The sequence below is a fragment of the Rhizobium sp. NFR07 genome (assembly GCF_900111905.1).
GTDB lineage: Bacteria > Pseudomonadota > Alphaproteobacteria > Rhizobiales > Rhizobiaceae > Neorhizobium.
Genome location: NZ_FOKM01000011.1, coordinates 82,373 through 103,267, shown reverse-complemented (window position 1 = coordinate 103,267; position 20,895 = coordinate 82,373). Strand labels below are relative to the sequence as shown.

24 protein-coding genes and 1 tRNA gene are annotated in these 20,895 nt (G+C 61.0%); 16 read left to right on the top strand and 9 right to left on the bottom strand.

Annotated features, from left to right (window positions below):
* The first annotated feature begins 10 nt into the window (after nucleotides 1-10).
* From speB to BM216_RS21915, 3 genes are all read left to right on the top strand, one after another.
* Nucleotides 11-973, top strand: coding sequence for an agmatinase (speB, locus tag BM216_RS21925; RefSeq protein WP_093001350.1), 963 nt, complete (start codon nucleotides 11-13; stop codon nucleotides 971-973).
* A 73-nt stretch (nucleotides 974-1,046) separates the two neighbouring features.
* Nucleotides 1,047-1,979 carry an N-acetyl-gamma-glutamyl-phosphate reductase gene (gene argC / locus BM216_RS21920; protein WP_093001349.1) on the top strand — a complete coding sequence of 311 codons (933 nt, stop codon included), beginning with the start codon at nucleotides 1,047-1,049 and terminating at the stop codon, nucleotides 1,977-1,979.
* Between the two features lie 16 nt (nucleotides 1,980-1,995).
* A complete protein-coding gene (locus BM216_RS21915; protein ID WP_093001348.1) occupies nucleotides 1,996-2,871 on the top strand; it encodes an aminoglycoside phosphotransferase family protein in 876 nt (291 codons plus the stop codon).
* On the opposite strand, the gene BM216_RS21910 is transcribed toward BM216_RS21915, so the two are convergent.
* On the bottom strand, nucleotides 2,861-3,961 hold the full coding sequence (locus BM216_RS21910; RefSeq protein WP_093001347.1) for a COX15/CtaA family protein: 1,101 nt from the start codon (nucleotides 3,959-3,961) through the stop codon (nucleotides 2,861-2,863). The two genes, BM216_RS21915 and BM216_RS21910, sit on opposite strands and share 11 nt — an antisense overlap.
* A gap of 196 nt (nucleotides 3,962-4,157) precedes the next feature.
* On the opposite strand from BM216_RS21910, the gene BM216_RS21905 reads away from it, so the two are divergent.
* The gene (locus tag BM216_RS21905) at nucleotides 4,158-4,370 is read left to right on the top strand and encodes a DUF2842 domain-containing protein (protein ID WP_093001346.1); all 213 of its coding nucleotides are present in this window, start codon (nucleotides 4,158-4,160) and stop codon (nucleotides 4,368-4,370) included.
* 109 nt (nucleotides 4,371-4,479) lie between these two features.
* Nucleotides 4,480-5,691, top strand: coding sequence for a GNAT family N-acetyltransferase (locus tag BM216_RS21900; RefSeq protein ID WP_244530262.1), 1,212 nt, complete (start codon nucleotides 4,480-4,482; stop codon nucleotides 5,689-5,691).
* Nucleotides 5,692-5,721: 30 nt separating this feature from the next.
* Here BM216_RS21900 and BM216_RS21895 read toward each other — a convergent pair whose 3' ends face one another.
* Nucleotides 5,722-8,028, bottom strand: a complete 2,307-nt coding sequence (locus tag BM216_RS21895) for a GumC family protein (RefSeq protein WP_093001345.1) — start codon at nucleotides 8,026-8,028, stop codon at nucleotides 5,722-5,724.
* A 159-nt stretch (nucleotides 8,029-8,187) separates the two neighbouring features.
* Between BM216_RS21895 and BM216_RS21890 the strand changes: the two genes are divergently transcribed.
* The 10 genes from BM216_RS21890 (at nucleotide 8,188) to BM216_RS35060 (ending at nucleotide 14,934) form a co-directional block, all read left to right on the top strand.
* Nucleotides 8,188-8,763, top strand: coding sequence for a polysaccharide biosynthesis/export family protein (locus tag BM216_RS21890; RefSeq protein WP_093001344.1), 576 nt, complete (start codon nucleotides 8,188-8,190; stop codon nucleotides 8,761-8,763).
* A 6-nt stretch (nucleotides 8,764-8,769) separates the two neighbouring features.
* The gene (locus BM216_RS21885; protein ID WP_093001343.1) at nucleotides 8,770-9,906 is read left to right on the top strand and encodes a glycosyltransferase family 4 protein; all 1,137 of its coding nucleotides are present in this window, start codon (nucleotides 8,770-8,772) and stop codon (nucleotides 9,904-9,906) included.
* Between the two features lie 95 nt (nucleotides 9,907-10,001).
* Entirely contained in the window at nucleotides 10,002-11,549 is a 1,548-nt protein-coding gene (locus BM216_RS21880; RefSeq protein WP_093001342.1) for an undecaprenyl-phosphate glucose phosphotransferase, read from the top strand.
* Nucleotides 11,546-12,784, top strand: coding sequence for an O-antigen ligase family protein (locus BM216_RS21875; protein ID WP_093001341.1), 1,239 nt, complete (start codon nucleotides 11,546-11,548; stop codon nucleotides 12,782-12,784). Before BM216_RS21880 ends, BM216_RS21875 begins: the two co-directional genes overlap by 4 nt.
* Before the next feature lie 51 nt (nucleotides 12,785-12,835).
* Nucleotides 12,836-13,123, top strand: a complete 288-nt coding sequence (locus BM216_RS21870) for a helix-turn-helix domain-containing protein (RefSeq protein WP_093001340.1) — start codon at nucleotides 12,836-12,838, stop codon at nucleotides 13,121-13,123.
* A gap of 24 nt (nucleotides 13,124-13,147) precedes the next feature.
* Nucleotides 13,148-13,345 (top strand): hypothetical protein, encoded by a 198-nt coding sequence (locus BM216_RS21865; protein WP_143102820.1) that lies wholly within the window; start codon nucleotides 13,148-13,150, stop codon nucleotides 13,343-13,345.
* Between the two features lie 91 nt (nucleotides 13,346-13,436).
* Nucleotides 13,437-13,625, top strand: coding sequence for a hypothetical protein (locus BM216_RS21860; protein ID WP_093001338.1), 189 nt, complete (start codon nucleotides 13,437-13,439; stop codon nucleotides 13,623-13,625).
* Nucleotides 13,626-13,821: 196 nt separating this feature from the next.
* Nucleotides 13,822-14,124, top strand: coding sequence for a hypothetical protein (locus tag BM216_RS21855; protein WP_244530261.1), 303 nt, complete (start codon nucleotides 13,822-13,824; stop codon nucleotides 14,122-14,124).
* A gap of 257 nt (nucleotides 14,125-14,381) precedes the next feature.
* Nucleotides 14,382-14,458, top strand: a tRNA-Pro gene (locus BM216_RS21850).
* Between the two features lie 86 nt (nucleotides 14,459-14,544).
* Nucleotides 14,545-14,934: a c-type cytochrome gene (locus BM216_RS35060; protein WP_093001336.1), complete on the top strand. Its 390-nt coding sequence runs from the start codon at nucleotides 14,545-14,547 to the stop codon at nucleotides 14,932-14,934.
* Nucleotides 14,935-15,019: 85 nt separating this feature from the next.
* On the opposite strand, the gene BM216_RS21840 is transcribed toward BM216_RS35060, so the two are convergent.
* From BM216_RS21840 to BM216_RS21810, 7 genes are all read right to left on the bottom strand, one after another.
* Nucleotides 15,020-15,499 carry a BA14K family protein gene (locus BM216_RS21840; protein WP_093001335.1) on the bottom strand — a complete coding sequence of 160 codons (480 nt, stop codon included), beginning with the start codon at nucleotides 15,497-15,499 and terminating at the stop codon, nucleotides 15,020-15,022.
* Nucleotides 15,500-15,606: 107 nt separating this feature from the next.
* Nucleotides 15,607-16,143, bottom strand: a complete 537-nt coding sequence (locus BM216_RS21835) for a MerR family transcriptional regulator (RefSeq protein WP_093001334.1) — start codon at nucleotides 16,141-16,143, stop codon at nucleotides 15,607-15,609.
* A 158-nt stretch (nucleotides 16,144-16,301) separates the two neighbouring features.
* Entirely contained in the window at nucleotides 16,302-16,640 is a 339-nt protein-coding gene (locus BM216_RS21830; RefSeq protein WP_093001333.1) for an integration host factor subunit alpha, read from the bottom strand.
* A 118-nt stretch (nucleotides 16,641-16,758) separates the two neighbouring features.
* On the bottom strand, nucleotides 16,759-17,730 hold the full coding sequence (locus BM216_RS21825; protein WP_093001332.1) for a beta-ketoacyl-ACP synthase III: 972 nt from the start codon (nucleotides 17,728-17,730) through the stop codon (nucleotides 16,759-16,761).
* Nucleotides 17,731-17,749: 19 nt separating this feature from the next.
* Nucleotides 17,750-18,796: a phosphate acyltransferase PlsX gene (gene plsX / locus BM216_RS21820; protein ID WP_093001453.1), complete on the bottom strand. Its 1,047-nt coding sequence runs from the start codon at nucleotides 18,794-18,796 to the stop codon at nucleotides 17,750-17,752.
* Nucleotides 18,797-18,941: 145 nt separating this feature from the next.
* Complete coding sequence (locus BM216_RS21815) at nucleotides 18,942-19,508, bottom strand: YceD family protein (RefSeq protein WP_093001452.1); 567 nt, start codon at nucleotides 19,506-19,508, stop codon at nucleotides 18,942-18,944.
* Nucleotides 19,495-20,073, bottom strand: a complete 579-nt coding sequence (locus BM216_RS21810; protein WP_093001331.1) for a ubiquinol-cytochrome C chaperone family protein — start codon at nucleotides 20,071-20,073, stop codon at nucleotides 19,495-19,497. Before BM216_RS21810 ends, BM216_RS21815 begins: the two co-directional genes overlap by 14 nt.
* Nucleotides 20,074-20,357: 284 nt before the next feature.
* On the opposite strand from BM216_RS21810, the gene BM216_RS21805 reads away from it, so the two are divergent.
* The gene (locus BM216_RS21805; RefSeq protein WP_093001330.1) at nucleotides 20,358-20,885 is read left to right on the top strand and encodes an outer membrane protein assembly factor BamE; all 528 of its coding nucleotides are present in this window, start codon (nucleotides 20,358-20,360) and stop codon (nucleotides 20,883-20,885) included.
* Nucleotides 20,886-20,895 lie beyond the last annotated feature (10 nt).

The window sequence follows — 20,895 nt, the reverse complement described above, 5'->3', positions numbered from 1 at the left end:
AGAGAATAGAATGGCGAGCAAGACCATCGACAACGCTTTCACCGCCACAGCAGTGCGCGGTGCCGCAACGGATCCGACCTATGCGGGCGCTCTCTCCTTCATGCGGCGGCTCTACAGCAAGGAAATCGACGGCGCCGATGCCGTCGTGCTCGGCATTCCCTTCGACGCGGCGGTGTCAAATCGGCCGGGCGCCCGCTTCGGGCCGCCGGCGATCCGCCGCGCCTCGGCGATCTTTGACAATGACCCACAATATCCCTTTTCCCGCGACCTTTTCGAAGAGATGGCGGTCGTCGATTATGGCGACGTTCTGCTCGACTACGGCGATCACCAGAAGACGCCGGGACTTATCGAGGCGGAAGCCGCGAAAATCGTCGCTTCGGGTGCCTTCCTGCTCTCCCTCGGCGGTGATCATTTCGTCACCTGGCCACTGCTGAAGGCGCATGCCGCCAAGCATGGTCCACTGGCGCTCGTGCATTTCGATGCCCACCAGGATACCTGGGACGACGACGGCGAGCGCATCGACCACGGTTCCTTCGTCGCCCGCGCGGTACGTGAGGGCGTCATCGATGCCGCGCACTCGATCCAGATCGGCATTCGCACTCACGCACCGGAGGATTTCGGCCTCAGGATACTGCACGGCTACGAGGTCGAGGAGATGGCCGCGCAGCAGATCGCCGACGCGATCCTCGACCATGTCGGCGACCGACCGGTCTATCTCACCTTCGACATCGATTGCCTCGACCCGGCCTTTGCACCGGGCACCGGCACGCCGGTCGCGGGCGGACCGTCGAGCGCCAAAATCCTGTCGGTGTTGCGCAAGCTCGGGAAGCTAGATATCCGCGGCGCAGACGTCGTCGAGGTGGCGCCGGCCTATGACCATGCCGATATCACCGCCATTGCCGGTGCGACCGTTGCAATGTATATGCTCGGGCTGAAGGCCGAACGACTGGCACGAGACGCCGGTGCTCGTTAAAAATCTGATTCAACACGCTGCTAGAGTGATTCAGGCGCCCAATCCAAAGCGCTGAAAACATGGGATAAAAGCAATGACGGCAAAGATTTTCATCGACGGTGAACACGGAACCACGGGACTGCAGATCCGCACCCGCATGGCCGGCCGCCGCGACGTGGAATTGCTGTCTATCCCGGAAGCCGAGCGGCGCAATGCCGCGATGCGCGAGGACCTGCTCAACAGCGCCGACATCGCCATCCTCTGCCTGCCGGACGATGCTTCGAAGGAAGCGGTCTCGATGCTCTCGGGCAACAACAAGGTGCGCGTCATCGACACGTCAACCGCCTATCGCGTCGCACCGGACTGGGCCTATGGCTTTGCTGAGATGGACAAGGCACAGGCGGACAAGATCAGGTCCGCCCGCCACGTCGCCAACCCGGGCTGCTATCCGACCGGCGCGATCAGCCTCATCCGGCCGCTGCGCGCATCCGGCATCCTGCCCGACGGCTATCCGGTCTCGGTCAATGCTGTCTCCGGCTATACCGGAGGCGGCAAGCAGCTGATCGGTCAGATGGAAGATCTGTCACGCGATGACGCGATCTCCGCCAACAACTTCCTTTACGGCCTCACGCTCAAGCACAAACACGTGCCGGAGATGAAGGAACACGGCCTGCTCGACCGCGCACCGCTGTTTTCGCCTTCCGTCGGACGCTTTGCCCAGGGCATGATCGTCCAGGTGCCGCTCTTCATCGAGGACCTGAAGGATGGCGCGACTGTCGAGAGCATCCATGCGGCCCTCGTCGCGCATTATGCCGGCCAGGACATCGTCACCGTCGTGCCGCTCGAAGAGAGCGCCAAGCTGCCACGCGTCGATGCCGAAGAACTGGTCGACACCGACAAGATGAAACTCTTCGTGTTCGGCACGCCGGGTGGTTCGCATGTCAATCTCGTGGCGCTGCTCGACAATCTCGGCAAGGGAGCCTCGGGCGCAGCCGTCCAGAACATGGACCTGATGCTGTCTGCCTGATCCGGGCGCTCCGCTCATGGCACCCGCCTCCTCGCTCCCGGCCGAACTCGCGGAGCGATGGGGCATACTCTCCGCCGAGGTGATTGCCGATACGCGCAGCAGCCTCGTCCATCGCGTCCTGCGGCGCGATGGCACTTACGCGATCACCAAGCGGCTGAAACCTAGCGGCCTGCACGAACTTCCAGGCATCGATCTCCTCGACTGGCAACAGGGCCAGGGCATGGTGCGATTGCTGGATCGCACGGAGACCGCCTGCCTGCTGGAAGATGCGGGCAAACTCACCCTCAAAGAACATCGCCTGGTACATGGCGAGGACGTGGCAAACGATGTCATCGTCGCGCTGCTGGGCAGGATGCAAAGCGCGTCACTGCTTTCGCCACCAACCACTCTTGTCCCGCTCCGTCAGCATTTTCGAGCATTGTTCGACAGGGTGGAGCGCGCGGACCGGCCGGATCTCTCGGACGTGCTGACCGTCTGCGCCACCATCGCCGAGAACCTGCTGTCTTCGCAAGCCGACATCCGGCCCCTGCATGGAGATCTTCATCACGAGAATATCGTCAGCGGCGGCAGCCGCGGATGGCTTGCGATCGACCCTCAGGGCGTTGTCGGGGATCCGGCCTATGACGTCGCGAATATCTTCGGAAATCCCGAGGGCGCATTTCCCGAGATCATCGACCGGCGCAGGATCCTGCGGCTTGCAAGCCTGTTCGCACCGGTGATCGGATGCAGCAAGGAAAAGGTCCTGCGCTACGCCATCGCCCATTCGGGATTGTCGATATGCTGGTCGCTGGAGGATGGCGACCGTATTTCCCGACAAGGCAACGCCATGGAACGCTTGGCCTTCGCCAAGGCTGCAATTCCCCTCCTGAGCGAGCGCGTGCTCAGTTCCTGACCTCGATCGCCGTTTCGCGCGGATATTCGCCAAAGAACGCCCGGAAATGGGCAATGGCGAAACCAAGCACGATCAGCGCCATGCCCTGATGGGCGAGCGCCAGATCGAGCGGCACCTGCATGACGAGCGTCGAAATGCCGATCACCGCCTGTACGCTGACGAGGATGAAGAGCAGCACGGCGCGACGGGCATGGGTCGTGTCCGGCGCCTTGGACAGCGATATGATCATGTGGAGGAATGTCGCGGTCCAGAGCAGATAGGCGCCGCAGCGGTGGACGAACTGCACGGTCTTCGGGTTTTCGAACAGGTTGATCCACCACGGGTTCTGGACGAACAGGTCACTCGGGATGAGCGCACCGTCCATCATCGGCCATGTCGTGTAGCTCAGGCCCGCATCGAGACCGGCGACCAATGCGCCGAGATAGATCTGGAAGAGGACGAGGAAGGCAATCGCGCCGGCCGCCCAATGGGATTTTGCGGTCGGCGGGCGGTCACTCGCATGGGGCGACAGGCCACGCATGATCCAGACGCAGGCGGCAAAGATCAGACAGGCAATGGTGAGATGGGTGGCAAGGCGGTATTGCGAGACGCTGACGAGCTTGGTGAGGCCGGAGGACACCATCCACCAGCCAATGAAGCCCTGGAAGCCGCCGAGCGCCAGCGTGCCGACCAGCGGCCAGCGCAGACGCTTCTCGATGCGGCCGGTCAGCCAGAAGAAGGCGAGCGGCAGGGCGAAGACGATACCGATCGAGCGGGCGAGGAAGCGATGCGCCCATTCCCACCAGAAGATTTGCTTGAACTCGTCGACCGTCATGCCCTTATTCAGGAGCTGATACTGCGGAATGCGCTGGTAGAGCTCGAACTCCTCCTGCCATTCGGCGCCATTGAGCGGCGGGATGACGCCGTGGATCGGCTTCCATTCGGTGATCGACAGGCCGGAATCGGTCAGCCGCGTGGCGCCGCCGACCAAGACGAGACAGAAGAGCGTGAAGATGACGACACCGAGCCAAATGCGCACAGCCTTGCGGGCGCGGCGCTCGCGCTTCGTGTCACGGACTGCATCGATGATGACTGTGTCTGTTGCCGACATGGCCTAGCATTCCTGTCGCTCACGGCGCGCCTTCACGGAGGCCGCCATCATGGGACAACGCGACGCAGGCGCGCGTCATCTTTCTTTTACGCGTTGCTTTGCCTCAAGCCCCCGTGCAAAACAAGCCCCAGCACTTTGCGGCATGCGGTCGCGGCTACCGGTAGCGGGTGCCAGTGGGGGATATGGGAGGCGTGTCTTGGTTCCGCGTTTGAGAAGCTTTGTCGGCACGATCCTGATCATCGTCCTGGTCATCACCTACGCGCTCGCGGCCACGACGGTCGCCACGCTCACGCTCGCCACCTCGCCCTGGTGGGTGCATCTCCTCTATTTCGCGCTGTCCGGCCTGCTCTGGATCCTGCCGGCCATGCTGATCATCAAGTGGATGGCTGGCCCGCGTCCTAAGCGATAGATCTTCATCGCCCATTAACCAGACGCCGTGCTTCAGACATCTTTTCCATGCCATAAACGCATTGTTCGTGCCCGCAGCCTAATATGAGGCGCGAGGATATGGGTGAAGCATGGCCGCTCTGGCAGATCAGGACGAGACGAACGTGTCGCAGGCCCGCAGCGGTTTGACGGCAGATGAGCCGTCCATGGGATTTGCCGATCTCGAAATCGCCCTCGTGCATGACGATCACTCGCTCGAAGAGGCGTGGCGCAGCCTGCAGCAGCGCGAATGGAATTCTCTGAACCAGAGCCTGGACTGGTGCCGCGCCTGGGCAGAGGCGCACGAACACGAGCTTTTGATCGTCACCGGCTCGGTCCGCGGACGCATCCTGCTCCTCCTGCCGCTCGAAATCGTCGCGTCAAAATTCTGCAAGACCGCGCGTTTTCCCGGCGGGCGCTTCAACAACATCAATACCGGACTTTTTTCCGAGGAGCTTGTGGCGCCGAACCCGGAGGAGCTGCAACAATTCAGAAGCGCAGTTGCTAGAGCCCTGCGTGGCAGGGCTGATCTTCTCGTTCTTGACCAGGTGCCGCTCCAATGGAAAGGGCTCTCCCATCCACTTGGCGTCCTCGCCTCGGTGGAAAACCAGAACCGGTCCTTTCAGCTGCCGCTTCTCAGCACGATGGAAGCCACACTGGCCCAGCTCAACGCCAAGACCCGCCGCAAGAAGTTCCGCAGCCAGACCCGCAAGCTGGAGGCGCTCGGCGGCTTCGAGCACGTCGTCGCAACAAGCACACAGCAGCAGCATATGCTGCTCGACTGCTTCTTCTCGCAGAAGGGGGCACGCCTCCAGGCGTTCGGCCTGCCTGACGTCTTTCACTCCGCCGAGACCCGCGATTTCCTTCATCGGCTGATCGGCTCACCGGCGCATGGCCGCGATACATCTCTGGCGATGCAGGCGATCCGCCTGAAGGGCGAGCACGAGGGGCATATCGCTGCCGTCAGCGGACTGTCACGCAAGGGGGACCACGTGCTGTGCCAGTTCAGCTCTATCGACGAGAGCATCGGCGCAGAGGCAAGCCCCGGCGAACTTCTCTTTTGGCTGGCCGTGGAAAGAAGCATCGCGGAAGGCGCGACGCTCTTCGATTTCGGCATCGGCGATCAGCTTTACAAGCGCAGCTGGTGCAGCCAGGAAACGGTGCATCATGACATCCTGCTTCCCGTGAGCACCAGGGGAAGAGTGATGGCGCCTTTGCTGGTGGCGGAAACCCGGCTCAAGGCGGCGATCAAGAAACGTCCGCGGCTTTACGCCCTCGCCCAGCGCTGGCGTGCCCAGCACTAATCGACACCTTCATCCTTTCAATTCGGCGCTTTAGGCTGCGGTGCGATTGCGCGACGGCGGATGATGCCGGTCGTCCTGCTCCGACATGACGAGGAGATTGCGGAAACCGGCTTCGGCATAGTCCAGGACAAGCCTGGTGATATCCGTTTCGCTGAACCCGGGCACGGAGAGGATGACCTCTGTCCGGTCGCTGCGGACCAGGCGCGACAGCCCGCCCGTCTCGGCCGGCCCACATTCGATCAGCACGAGATCATAGGCATCTGACAGAGCGTCAACGATCATCGTCAGGCGATCGACGCCGCGCATAGCCTTTACCGGATCCGAGATGCCCTGCGGGATGATGTGGGCATCGGACAGCCGATCCGGATGAATGGCATCGCCGAAGGCGCTCTCACCGCTGAGCAGGTCCGTAATGCCCAAAAGCCTGTCGTTCTCGGCCATCAGGCGCGTCGGGCAGGCGGAGCCGGTCAGGTCGACCAGAACCACGGTTCGTCCGGCCTCGGCCGCGGCACGGGCAAGCATGACGGTCGCCGTCGAGCCTTCATCGCCGCCCGGCGATACAGCCGTGGCGACAGGCACGTCATAGCGCTGGAGATGGCGCACGACAGATGCGATGGTAAAGCCCTGGTCGGGGGCGTCGGCATTGTCCGGCGTTTCGATGCCCCCCGAGGGGACATGTGCCGGTGCGGCTACGTTCTGCGTCACGACCGGCGTCTGCTGGACAACAGCCTCGCGCTCCAGCCTCGGCTCCTCCACCGGTGCCGCGACGGATTGGGGCGCGGGCTTTTGTTCCGGCTCGGACCGGGGCTCCGGTCGTGGCTGAGGTTGGGGCGGCGCCGTCACTTCCGCGGCGACCGGTGCTGCGAGAGGCTTTGCGACACTCACGCGCTCCACCTTGTGCGATTCGACCTCCTCCACCTCATCCGAAGGATCACGATTAACGGGACGCAGGGCCCGTCCGCTGAAGAGTTCGGAGATCATCACTGCAAGGCAGCTGACGATCAGGGTCGCCAGCGTCACGACGATGACGATCGGGATGATTTTCGGGAAATAAGGCTCGGCGGGCTCGACGGCCTGCGACACGACGCGGGCGTCTGCGGGCGTCGCGTTGCTGTCCAACCTCGACGTCGCTTCGCGGTAGCGGGCGAGATATGTTTCCAGGAGCTGGCGCTGGGCGGCGGCTTCGCGCTCGAGCGCGCGCAGGCCGACTTCCTCTTCGCCGGCCTTGGCGGAATCGGCCTTAAGGTTATTGAGCTGTGCCATCAGCTGGCGTTCCCGCAGTCGCGAGACTTCCGCCTCGCTGTCGAGGCTGCCGAGAATCTTGCGGGTCTCGGTATCGATCTGCTGGCGAATGCCGGAAAGCTGCGCCCTCAATCCGCGCAGTCGCGGATGATTGTTGAGCAGCACGACGGACTGGTCGGAGATCTGCGCCTGCAGGTTGGCCTCGGCTTCCTTTAGGCGCTGGATGACCTGAGAGCTGACCACATCCGCAAGGGTATCGGAATCCCGTCCGGCCTCGAGCGCCGTCCTGACATTTTCCGCCCTCGCCTCCGCATTCGCCCGTTCGCCGCGCACGCGTGCAAGTTCGGCCGAGATATCGTTGAGTTGCTGGGTGGAGAAGCTGTTCGTCTCCGTCGTCTGGAAAAGACCGTTTTGCGTCCTGTATTCCGCAACCTTGGTCTCGGCTTCCTTGACCCGCTGCGTGAGATTGGCGATCTCCGGCTCCAGCCACTTGGCAGTTTCGGAATGATTGTCGAGCTTGGCGCCACTCTGGAGCTGAAGATAAACCGCGGCCATCCTGTTCGGAATGGACGCGGCAAGCTGCGGATTATGCGAGGAGAACTCGATGGCGATAACGCGAGAATTCTCCACCGCGTAGACATTGAGCTTGTCGCGGAACTCCTTAATTACCCGGTCTTCTGGATCGAGTGCCATCGGATCGAGCTTGAGGCCCAGCATCACGAGGAGATCCGGGAACAACGATTGCCCGGCGGGGTCGAATTCCGGATACTGCGACAGCTTCAGGTCACGCGCGACCTGCCTGATCAGATCCGTCGACTGCAATAGCTGCGCCTGGCTGGTGATGTTGAGGGAATCCAGAACCGGATCGTTGGCTGCCGCAGCCGGATCACCGCCGTTGAGATTGGGGGAGCGCGATTCGATCAGCAGGCGGGTTTCCGCCCGATAGCTGGATTTCATCATGCTGGTGGAAACGAGAGCTGCCACCGCAGCCAGGGCGGTGATGGCCAGGATGCGTCCCTTGCGCTCCCAGACCGCTGCGATCACGCGGCCAAGATCGATATCCACGTCCTGATGATTGCCGTTTACGCCTGACATGACGAACTCCGCACCTTAATCAAGAGAAACGTAAAGGACCGTAGTAACTCTCCGGTTAATGTCCGTCCAGTTTTAGCACTAGCTGATTTTTACCGGCTATTAACCCTAACCGAACGATAATGCAGCCGAATGGTATGAACAGCCGGAGCCTGCAGCGAAATGGTCTTCGCCCGATCCAACAAAGTCCTGGGGCTCGCCCTTGCGACCGCCGTCGCCTTGCTGAGCGGATGCGCGGCGCATGCGCCCGCCTCCAAGAGCTTCGATGAGGCGGCCGTCCAGCCCTACAGGCTCGACAGCGGCGATCGCCTCCGCGTCACGGTATTCGAACAGCCGGGCCTCAGCAACACCTATACAGTCGACCAGGCGGGCTACGTTTCCTTCCCGCTCGTCGGTCAGGTCACTGCCCGCGGCCAGACGCTGCCAGCGCTCGAAGGCACGATCGCCAGCCGCCTGAAGCAGGGCTATCTGCGCGATCCGGATGTCAGCATCGAGATCGACCGCTACCGCCCCGTCTTCGTCATGGGCGAAGTCGGCAGGCCGGGTCAGTATTCCTATGTCCCGGGCATGACGGCGCAGAACGCGGTGGCGATCGCCGGCGGCTTCACATCCCGCGGCAACCAGCAGGACGTCGACGTGACCCGCAAGATCAACGGCCGCGTCATCACCGGGCGGACCGGCGTGACGGCGGCGGTGCTTGCTGGCGATACGATCTACGTCCGCGAGCGCCTGTTCTGATCATCGATGGCGGCCGCTCCCCTGCGTATCCTGCATTGCTTTCGCTCTCCGGTGGGAGGGATCTTCAGGCATGTGCGGGATCTGGTGGAGGAGCACCGGGCGGCGGGACACGACGTTGGAATTCTCTGCGACAGCTCGACGGGCGGCGCCTATGAAGATGCACTTTTCGACAGCATTCGGCCGCAGCTCAGCCTCGGGCTGACGCGGCTGCCTTTGCGCCGGGCAATTTCGCCCACAGACATGGCGGCTCTCTATCAGAGCTACCAGCATATCAAGAGTTTGCGGCCGGATATTCTGCACGGCCACGGCGCCAAGGGCGGCGCGGTGGCCCGGATGATCGGCTCAGTGTTGCGGGTTGGTAAGTCTCGCGTCGCCCGCGTCTATTCCCCCCACGGAGGCAGCCTGCACTTCTCGCGCGCGTCGATCTCCGGCCAGGCGGTGCTGCGGCTGGAACGCCTGCAGGAGCGGTTCGCCGACGCGACCGTCTTTGTCTGCGATTACGAGAGACGGACATTCTCGGCGAAGGTCGGCACGCCGAAGAAGCGGACCCAGGTCATCTATAACGGCATCAACGAGGCAGAATTCGTGCCCGTGGAAACCGCACCAGACGCCGCGGATTTTCTCTATATCGGCATGATGCGGGATCTCAAAGGTCCCGACGTCTTCATCGACGCGTTTGCGCGCACCGAACGGCAGATCGGCCGACCGCTGTCGGCCCTGATGGTCGGTGACGGGCCGGATGCCGGACGCTATCACCAGATGCTCTCCCAATTCGGCCTCGGCCGCCGGGTCAGAATGATGCCGGCCATGCCGGCACGCAAGGCTTTTGCTCTGGCCAGAGCCGTTGTCGTCCCTTCGCGGGCCGAGGCTATGCCCTATATCGTTCTGGAAGCGCTGGCTGCCGACAAGTCGGTCATCGCCTCGCGCGTCGGCGGCATTCCGGAAGTTCTAGGCGAAAGCAGCGAGGCACTTGCCGTGCCCGGCGACGCGAAGGATCTTGCCCGCATCATGACGGCGGAAGCGACAGAGCCGGACTGGCACGAGCGCGTGATGCCCGATCCGGCGAATTTCAAGGCCGTCTTCTCGGCACCGGTCATGGCGCAGGACATGCTGAAACTCTACGAAAGCCTGCTCCTGCGCTAGCCGATTAGGGCTCGCTAAAGGCTTCCTTAGCATCTATTTGTTATGGGAAAACCATTGCCTTCCCGGCTTCGACGGGAGGAACAAGGGGCCGATGGATGAACCAGCAACGCAATCCCGAAGATCTCGATCTCGAATCGCTGCGTCGAAAGGTCTCCGAAATCCGGGCCCGAGGGGAAGACGTCCAGACGTCGACCGAGCTCAACCCTCTGGCGAAGCAGATCGCGGCACAGTTCAGCGACAGCAACTATTCTCCATCCATGCTGATCGGCCAGTTCCGGTTGTTCGAACTCCTGTCCCTGCTGATCATCGGCCTGATTGCCGGTTACTTTCTGTCGCCCCATCCCGAGGGCATGTTCGCCGCCCGTTTCGCGGTGGTTGCCGCTGGCTCCGCGTTGACGGTGCTCCTGCTTCAGGTCGTCGATGCCTACCAGATCCCATCGATCCGGGCTGCGAGGCGCACAGCGGCACGCGTGCTTGGCGCATGGTTCGTCGGCTTCGGGCTCATGCTCGCCGGCCTCAGCCTCTCTGAAGGCGTTCCGCCGAGCATCGTCGGCGCGCTCTTGTGGTTCGTGATCGGCGCCGTCTATCTCCTGGCCGAACGGCTTCTCACGGCATTTGCGATCCGCAACTGGGCACGCAACGGCGTGATGGAGCGACGCGCCGTCATCGTCGGCGGCGGCGAGCCGGCCAAGCTTTTCATCCGGCGCCTGGAAGAACAGCCGGACAACGACATCCGCATCTGCGGCATCTTCGACGACCGCGGCCATGACCGCTCGCCGACCGTGGTCGCCGGTTACCCGAAGCTCGGCACTTTTGCCGAACTGGTGGAATTCGCCCGGCTGGCGCGCATCGACATGCTGATCATCGCGCTTCCCCCGACGGCCGAGGCGCGCATCCTACAGCTCCTGCGCAAGCTATGGGTCCTCCCGGTCGACATCCGCCTTGCAGCCCACGCACACCGCCTGCGCTTCCGGCCGCGTTCCTATTCCCATGTCGGCGCAGTGCCGATGTTTGACATCTTCGACAAGCCAATCCGCGACTGGGATTCCGTCGCCAAACGGGCTTTCGACATCACCTTTACGCTTATCTCCATCGCCCTGCTCTGGCCCATCATGCTGGCTGCGGCGGCGGCCGTGAAATTCACCTCATCGGGGCCTGTCCTGTTCCGCCAGAAGCGCCACGGCTTTAACAACGAGACCATCGAGGTTCTGAAGTTCCGTTCGATGTACACGAACATGAGTGACCAGACGGCGGTCAAGGCGGTGACAAAAGGCGACCCGCGCGTCACGCCGGTTGGCCGCTTCCTGCGCAAGTCCTCGATCGACGAGCTACCGCAGCTCTTTAACGTCCTGAAGGGCGAGCTGTCACTCGTCGGCCCTCGCCCGCATGCCGTCCACGCCCAGACCGGCGAACGCAAGTATGTTGATGTGGTCGAGAGCTATTTCGCCCGCCACCGGGTGAAGCCCGGCGTGACCGGCTGGGCGCAGATCAACGGGTTGCGCGGCGAGCTCGATTCCGACGACAAGATCCGCGCCCGCACCCAGTACGACCTCGACTATATCGAGACATGGTCATTGCTGTTTGATCTGAAGATCCTGTTCCTGACACCAATCCGGCTGTTGAACACGGACAACGCCTATTGACCGTAACGACCACCCAAGACCGGGCACAACGCCCATCGACAACCGCCCTCTTCAGGCTACTCGGGTCGGCGCTGATCGCGTTCGGCGTGTTTTTGTCCGGTTTCGTGATTTCGGAGCCCGCGCCCTACGAACTGATCATGGTCATCCAGATCGCGATCTGGTTCCTGCTCGGCCTGCGCATCTCCCGCACCGTCTGCGCTATTCTCGTACTGCTGCTCGTCTTCAATATCGGCGGCCTGTTTTCCATGACCGTGATGGCGGACATGAGCGGCGCGCCAATGTATTTCGCCGTCTCCACCTTCCTGGCGCTGAGCTCGGTCTTTTATGCCGCGATCATCGAGGACGACCCGAAGCGCCTGGACCTCATCTTCAAGGCGTGGATCGTCGCCGCGCTGATCACCGCGATGCTCGGCATTCTCGGCTATCTGAACGCCTTTCCCGGCGCGCATGTCTTCACCCGCTATGACCGCGCCATGGGTGCCTTCCAGGATCCGAACGTATTTGGCCCCTATCTCGTCGCCCCCATCCTCTACCTGCTCTACCGCCTGCTGACGGGCCGCATCATGACCGCGCCGCTCCTGATCGGCGGCATTCTCGTTCTGGTCCTCGGCGTCTTCCTGTCCTTCTCGCGCGCAGCCTGGGGCCTGCTCCTGTTCGGCGGCATCGCGCTTGTCATCGTCATGCTGCTCAAGGAGCGGACCACCGCATTCCGCCTGAAGATCCTGACCATTTCGATCGTCGCGGGACTGATCCTCGTCCTTGCGCTCGCGATCGCCCTGCAGGTCCCTCAGATCTCCGACCTCTTTATGAACCGGGCCAAGTTGGTGCAGGAATATGACGGGGCACGACTTGGCCGCTTCGAGCGCCACAAGATCGGCTTCCTCATGGCATTGGAACGTCCGCTCGGCATGGGACCGATGGCCTTCGGCAAGATCTTCGGCGAGGACGAGCACAATATCTGGCTGAAATCGCTGACCACATACGGCTGGCTGGGTGCAGTGACCTACCAGATCATGATCTGGTCGACGATCTGCCTTGGTCTGCGCTATCTGCTACGAGAACGCCCCTGGCAGCCCTATCTGATGATCGCCTGGGTCATGATCGTCGGCCATGCGCTGATCGGCAACGTCATCGACACCGACCACTGGCGGCACTTCTATCTGCTGCTCGGCGTGATGTGGGGCTGTTTCGCGCTCGAACACCGGCATATGCGACGACAGCGATCCCGCACCTGACGCAGGCATCCGCTGGCTTGACATCATCGGGCGCCACTCCAGATCATCCTGATGATCACGACAGCACAGCTTCGCGCCGCCCGCGCCCTCATAGACATCACAGTGGAAGACCTCGCCGGAACGTCCGGATTAAGCCCCGACGCCATTCGTGCGGCGGAAGCGGGTGCCGGCTTGCCCGACCCTGATGTCGGCGAGCGGCTGAAGCGCCTGTTCGAATCAAAAGGCGTAGTCTTCGTGGCTGCTGGCCAGCAGGACGCCTCGGGCGCCGGCGTCAGGCTTCAAGGCTCACCCGATGAAGGGATCAGGCCGCAAAACCTTAACTCCACGAACGACGATTAAAATTCTCGTTTGTGCGGGAACCTTTTGAGTTTTCAAGCATTCTCTCGCCGCAAATCAACAGTGGGAATACGCATGGCTCGTTCTAATAGCCTCTACCTCATCATCGGCGCGCTTATCGTCGTGATCGCGGGCTTCAGCATTTACGCCTACCGCGAAGAAACGAAGCCAGAAGGCGTTTCGATCAGCATCGGGCAGGACGGTGTCAAAGTCCAAGAAGAATGAGCACCTTAAGTGCATGGAAATTTTAACGTCAAAGACGCAATACTACTAAAAACAACCGAAATTTTTCTGTTGGCGTAATGAGGGGATACACATGACGTCGCATCTGAATATAACGGACATTGACGACAAAGGCCTGAAAAAGGTCTGGAGCGTGGCCGAATTCGCCAAGAGATACAGGCTCGATTCTGAAGAAGAGTCCCGACTCCTGAAACTCCTCGGCCCGTTTGCAAGTCAGCAAGAGTTGCTCATGAATGCAAGTCGCGCACCGCGATTTCGCTGAGCTTTTCTGAATAACGAACAATATGATCTTCAGTCATAATCACGATTATGACTTCGATATTTATGTACCCTTCCTCATGCGAGGAACATTCTTCCCATATTCCCGTTAGATCTACGTGAATTTATTCTTGGCGCCGGAAACAAAAGCCGGCTCCGAAGGAGGAGATATGTTTCGATTCGCATCAAAAGCCACCACAATGGCTACGCTTTCGGTCATAGCAGCGACAACATTTGTCATGCCCGCCGCAGCCCAGGACGTTCAACTCCAGATCGGCCCGGATGGTATCCGGCCGGTCGTGCGTGATCGCGACCGCGACTACGACCGGATGCGCGACCGCGGCTGCAGCCCCGGCGAGGCCCGAGCAGCCGCACGCGACGAAGGACTTCGTCGCCCCGAGGTCGTTCGTGTCACTTCGCGCAGCGTGACTGTGGAAGGCATGACCCGTCGCGGGCCGGACCGGATAACATTCGCCAACCGACGCGGCTGCCCGATCATCTGATATAGGGCAGACATCGGCATCGAAGACGCCCGCCACCAGAGCCTGCCAGCATCGAAAAACCGATGAGGCAGGTTCAGATGGCGGGCTTTTTGTACGCTGCAGCCAGGGGGAGCGGAAAGAGCATCACATAATCCGCTTGATTGCGGGGCTAAATGCGACCAATCGATCCTTCCATTGCCTTTTCTTCCCGAGCTTGGATTTTGGGGCTTGCGCAGAGAGGACGAAAATAATAGTGAAATCATGCTCTCGCAGCAGGTCGGAATGTAGCGCAGCCCGGTAGCGCACTTGACTGGGGGTCAAGGGGTCGTGGGTTCGAATCCCGCCATTCCGACCAATAAATCCCCTTTGACTTCGTAATATCGTTTGCAGCGCAAAGATGCGCTTTCAGCGCATGTATTTTAACAGCGCACGAAAAACCTGATGTCTTATCGCTCCCCTCACCTTGCCCTGCTCTTGCTATTCCTGCTGTCCGGTTACGGGCTCTCGGACGCCACCGGCGCTGACCTCGATCACGGCGAGCGCGTCTTCGCCACCTGCGCCGCCTGTCATGCGATCGATAGTGATGTGAACAAGATGGGGCCGCATCTCAAGGGTGTGGTTGGCCGGCCGGCGGGAAGCGTCGCCGACTTTCGCTACTCGCAATCCATGACGAAAGCCGGAGCGGACGGGCTGGTGTGGGATGAGGCAAGTCTTGCCGAGTTCCTGGCGAGCCCGAAAAAGAAGGTGCCCGGTACGAGCATGCGTTTCTGGGGCCTGTGGTTCCAGTCGGAGATTGATGACGTGATCGCCTATATGAAGGCTAATCCGTAAGCCCCTGTCTCGCAGCCCCCTCCCCACGCAAAAGAAAAGCTGCCCCGTCACGCAGGGCAGCTTCAAGGTCAAATGCGCCTATTGATCAGCGATAAGGCGAATAGCACTGCTGGCGCGGGCCGTTATAGGGCTGGAATGTGTTGTCGTAGGCCCTGTAGGAACGGTAGCGGTTGTAGCACCATTCCGTGTGGCCGCTGGCACCAACATAACGGCGCGGCGGCGGTGCGTAGCGGGGCTGTGCAAGCGCGCCGCCGATGATGGCACCAGCCGCAAGACCGCCGATGATGGCACCGGCATTGTTGCCATGGTGATGGCGGTGGCGATAATATCGGCCATAGTGGCGGCCGCGGTAGCCGTCGCGGTAATAGCGGTGATGGCGGCCACCGTGGCGCCAGTACGGGCCGGGACGACCACCGTTACGCCACATGTCACCGCGGTACTGGACATTTTCGACCGGCTGCGAGGTTTGAACCTTCGGGATACCTACGGTCGGTAAAGCCTGCGCGGGTGCTACACCAGACAATGCGGTGATTGCGGATACCAGGATAATCGCAAGTTTCTTCATTTTTCATTCTCCTCGGAATGTCTCCCTAAAGATAATGATCTAACTCTCGTTCTGAACCGGGGGTGAACGATAAAATTCTGGTGATGGTTGCAACTGACTGTGAGCGGCTATCTCACCTGATCCAGAAGTCGCTTGCATTCCAGAAGATCAAACAGCGCCTCCTGGAGGAGCGCCCTGTCTTCTTTGCCTACGCTGGACTTGCCGATCGAGACCTCGGGCGTGTCACCATCACTGGAAGGTCCGAAGCCGAAGAACCGGCCGCTCGGCTTGACTTTGGGCCGCCCGAGAACCTGATCATCCTCGGCGCCGCTAACCTTGGGATCCGACTGCCGCTCGTTTCCGGAGGCAATTATCGCATCCATGGCTGCCATGTCGCCGGAGGCGATGGCTGCCACGAACTTGTTGCCGTTGGTCTTCAGGAGCTTCTGTACGCCCTTGATGGTATAGCCGTGATCGTAAAGCAGATGACGGATACCCTTCAGGAGCTCGACGTCCTCCGGGCGATAATAGCGTCGCCCGCCGCCCCGCTTCATCGGCTTGATCTGGGTAAACCTGGTTTCCCAGAAACGCAGGACGTGCTGCGGCAGATCGAGATCGTCCGCTACCTCGCTGATGGTGCGAAATGCATCCGGGCTCTTGTCCACCGTTCAAACCTCCATGCCGCGCTCAAATGCGGATTCCCAAGCGAGCAACCATGATCGCGCCGGGATTTGCAAGGTACGCCACGAATCGCACCTATCTCAATGGGTTGAGACAGCGAATTGAAGCATGTTCACAGGAATGACAGAAGAGTGACATCGCCTCAGGCGACGGGAGTTACCGGCTTCAGCTTCGCCTTGCGGCTGAGATGGGCCTTCAGGATGCGCTGTTTCAGCACGTTGGAGGCCTTGAAGGTCATCACCCGTCGGGGAGAAATCGGCACTTCCTCACCCGTCTTCGGGTTACGGCCGATGCGCTCGTTCTTGGAGCGCACCTGGAATGTCGCGAAGGAGGAAAGCTTGACCGCCTCACCACGGACGATGGCATGGCAGATCTCATCGATGACGGTTTCAACCAGCTCGGCCGATTCGGTGCGGGAAAGCCCAACCTTGCGAAATACCGATTCCGCCAAGTCAGCACGTGTCACTGTCTTTCCAGCCATGATCCCCGCCCATTTACCAAATTGATCTTACCAAAGCCGATAAAGATTATTTTGCTTGGCGACTAGGGTCAAGCACCTGCGCAAAATCAACTATTTGTTCCGGGTGAACTCTTTTGCCTTACCAGCGAACGAGAACGGAGCCCCAGGTGAAGCCGCCGCCCATGGCTTCCAGCATCACCAGATCGCCCTTCTTGATGCGTCCATCGGCACAGGCGACAGACAGCGCAAGCGGGATCGATGCGGCAGAGGTGTTGCCATGCAGATCGACGGTGACGACCACTTTTTCGGAGGGAATGCCGAGCTTCTTCGCCGAACCGTCGATGATGCGGCGATTGGCCTGGTGCGGGACCAGCCAGTCGAGATCATCCGCCGTCGTTCCGGTCGCCTCGAAGGCGCCTTCGATGACATCGGTAATCATGCCGACGGCGTGCTTGAACACCTCGCGACCTTCCATGCGCAGATGGCCGACAGTGCCCGTGCTGGACGGCCCGCCATCGACGTAGAGCTTGTCCTTGTGGGCACCGTCGGAGCGCAGCTGCGCCGTCAGGACCCCGCGATCGGCTGTCGTTCCAGTGCCTTCCTCAGCCTCGAGCACCAGCGCACCAGCGCCATCGCCGAAGAGCACGCAGGTGGTGCGGTCCTTCCAATCGAGGATGCGCGAGAAAGTCTCGGCGCCGATCACCAGCGCGCGACGCGCCATGCCGCCGCGGATATGCAGGTCGGCGGTTGCCATGGCATAGACAAAGCCGGAGCAGACCGCCTGCATGTCGAAAGCGTAGCCGTGGTTCATGCCAAGCCGGCGCTGAATGTCGACGGCGGTTGCCGGGAAGGTATTGTCGGGCGTCGAGGTCGCGACGAGCACCAGATCGATGTCATCCGGCGTCAGGCCGGCATTGTCGAGCGCGGCGCGCGCTGCCTGCTCACCGAGTGAAGCGGTCGTCTCCCCCTCGCCTGCGATGTAACGCTGGGTAATGCCGGTGCGCTGGACGATCCATTCGTCGGAGGTCTCGACGATATCTTCCAAGTCGCGGTTGGTCATCACACGCTTGGGGAGCGCTGCCCCATAACCGCGAACTACTGAACGGATCATATTCACTCACATCCTGTCGTCATGCAGCTTCAGGGCCAGCCGGCGGCTGACGCTTGGCATGATAAGTCTTCAAATCCTGCGAGATTTTCGCGTTGAGATCGTTGCGCGCCATGTCGTAGCCGACATCGATCGCGGCTGCGAAACCATCGGCATTGGTGCCGCCATGGCTCTTGATGACGATGCCGTTCAAGCCGAGGAACACGCCGCCATTGACCTTGTTCGGGTCCATTTTTTCGCGCAGCCGGTCAAAGGCCGGCTTGGCCAGAAGGTATCCCAGCTTGGCAAGGAAGGTGCGCGACATGGATTCGCGCAGCAAAGTGGCGATCTGGCGCGCGGTGCCTTCAGCCGTCTTCAGCGCGATATTGCCGGTGAAGCCTTCGGTGACCACAACGTCAACCGTGCCCCGGCCGATATCGTCACCCTCGACAAAACCCTGATAGGCGATCGTCGGCAGATTGGCCTCGCGGATCAGTCGTCCGGCTTCCTTGACCTCTTCCTGGCCCTTCACCTCTTCGACGCCGACATTGAGGAGGCCAACCGTCGGACGGTCGACCTCGAACAGGGCGCGCGCCATGGCGCCGCCCATAAGGGCGAAATCGAGCAGCTGCTGGCTGTCGGCACCGATCGTGGCACCGATGTCGAGCACGATGCTCTCACCCTTCAAGGTCGGCCAGATGCCGGCAATGGCGGGGCGCTCGATGGCGGCCATCGTCCGCAGACAGAATTTTGCCATCGCCATCAGCGCACCGGTATTGCCGGCGGAGACGACGACATCGGCCTCGCCGAGCTTTACGGCTTCAATCGAACGCCACATGGTCGAAACGTAACGGCCGCGCCGCAATGCCGCGCTCGGCTTCTCGTCCATTCCGACGGCCAGTTCGCAGTCATGGAAAACGGAGCGCTCGCGCAGCTTCGGATATTTGGCGAGCAAGGGCTCGCACTGCGCCTTCAATCCATAGATGATGAAGGTCACGTCAGGATGGCGGTCGAGGGCCTTAGCGGCACCGGGTATGACTACCTCGGGACCGAAATCGCCCCCCATCGCATCCAGAGAAATTCTGATCACTCGTCTCTGATCCTTGTTCTCGGCCATCCGAACCGGCTTATTCAGCTGTCCGGCGGTCGGTGCCAGCAGTCGGGCCATGCTCATGCGTGGCCCAGCCGGCGAAATCGTGGCCAAAATATAGTTTTCGCCGCCGCTTACAACAGGGCTAGTCTTTTTTCCAGTCTTTGAGGACAGCGAAGGGATTAGGCTTGTCGCTCTTGGTACTCGCGTCGCTTTCGATGTGATCGGAAAAATCGACGTCTTTAGCGCGCGGATAAGGATCTATCGCGAGCGCTGCGAACTCCGTTACCGCCTCGCCGACATCGATCGTATCGCCGATAAACGTCTCTGGCGCATCGGGGCCGTCCGGATCGAGCACCATCTCGGCCGCATCATTGGCCACGATACGGGCAAGCTTGGACCCTTCAGGGATGAAGATCTGCTCGAAGGTTTCGTCGATTTTCGATTCGACCGGCTCGAGGGTCACGACGCAGGACTGCACGATTTCGGCAGACACGCGGCCCTTGATCCTGACGCCATCTTTCTTCCAGCGCGACAGATAGACCTCAGCCTTCAACGCCTTCACTTCGACGACATCCCAAAGCTCGGCGACACCCTTGAGCTCGCCTGGGCTCGCCTCCACCTTAACCGTGACGGCATTGGCAGAGATATTGCCGACCTTTACCGGATAGGAAAACGGCGGCTTGCCTGATGTGGTGTTATGGTCCTTCATCATTCCTCACTTCTCCCGCCATGCCCTGTTGCGGGCCGGGCGCCGCGATGACCGCGCCCCCACGGGAAATATCGTCTTCCGAAATTTCGGCGAGCTGCCGTTCCGCCTCGATCATCCAGACTGCTAGCCGCGTCATGTCGACGCGCGCCTGCGCCTCAGGGTAGATATTGCGGGCAAGGCTTTCAGCCAGTTCATTCTCGTTGCGTGCATCCAATGCGCGCGCATAGGTCTCCAGGCGTCCGTAGAACATGCCAGCGAGCTTCTTCATGCGCTTCGGCACACCCTGATCGCCGATCCCGAGTTCGCGGATCGAATGGTCGAGATCCTGAAAGAAGGCGTCGACGATCTCCTGCGCCAGTTCCTGGCCGCTGGTTCCAGACTTCGCCGTGCGCCGGAAGAACAGGATCATCACGACCGAGAGCATCTCGTAGCGGCCCATGACAGTGTCCGGCACGCCGAGGTCGCTATAGAAGAAGGGAACGCGCGCCGCCGAAGTCAAGGTCGCGTATTGCCGTTCGACAATGGCCCGGTTTTGCTTTTTCTTTTTGAACAAGCCGAAGATCATCGATAGTCCCGCCAATGATCCATCAAAGGTTCGCTGCGAAGAAATGAGCGATTTCCCGCCATATGCGATCCAAATCCTGATTGAGTTCTGCGCCTAATGTTGCATGGAAGCGAAAGCTGGTTTACCGAAGCATGCGCGAATTGCAATGCCGTTCGGCCATGGCCGCATTCGGGTTTCGATCGATCCGGGCAAGTTGATGCCCTCACGGTCCTTCGTCCCCGGAATAGCCACAATGGTGATGAACAGCAGATGCCCGGCGATGGCCGGATTTGATTACGTGGGGGATGCTGTTGAAGAAGCGGACTGCCGAGTACGGAATGACATTTTTGAACAAAACCGCCATCAGCCTGATGCTTCTCGCCTCCGTCACCGCTTCGGGCTGCACGTCGATGAATATCGGCGACACCATGTATAACGGCTACGTAGTCGATGAGCAGTCGCTGGCCCTCATCCCGGAAGGATCCAGCCGCGAACAGGTGCTGCTGACGATGGGCACGCCCTCGACGACGGCGACCTTCGATTCGGAAGTGCTCTACTACATCTCCCAGCGCCGCGAGCGCGCTGTCGCCTTCATGAAGCCGAAGCTGGTCGAACAGTCGGTTCTGGCGATCTATCTCAACAAGGATGGCGTAGTGGCGCGCAAGGCCAACTACACGCTTCAGGACGGCAAGGTATTCGACACGATCTCGCGCACGACGCCGACCGGCGGTCGCGACCTGACCTTCCTGCAACAGATTCTTGCCGGCGGTACCGGTGCAGCCAGCAGCGGCGCGGCAGCAGTCCGCAGCATGCTCGGCGGCGCGAGCCAGTAAGGCCAACAGA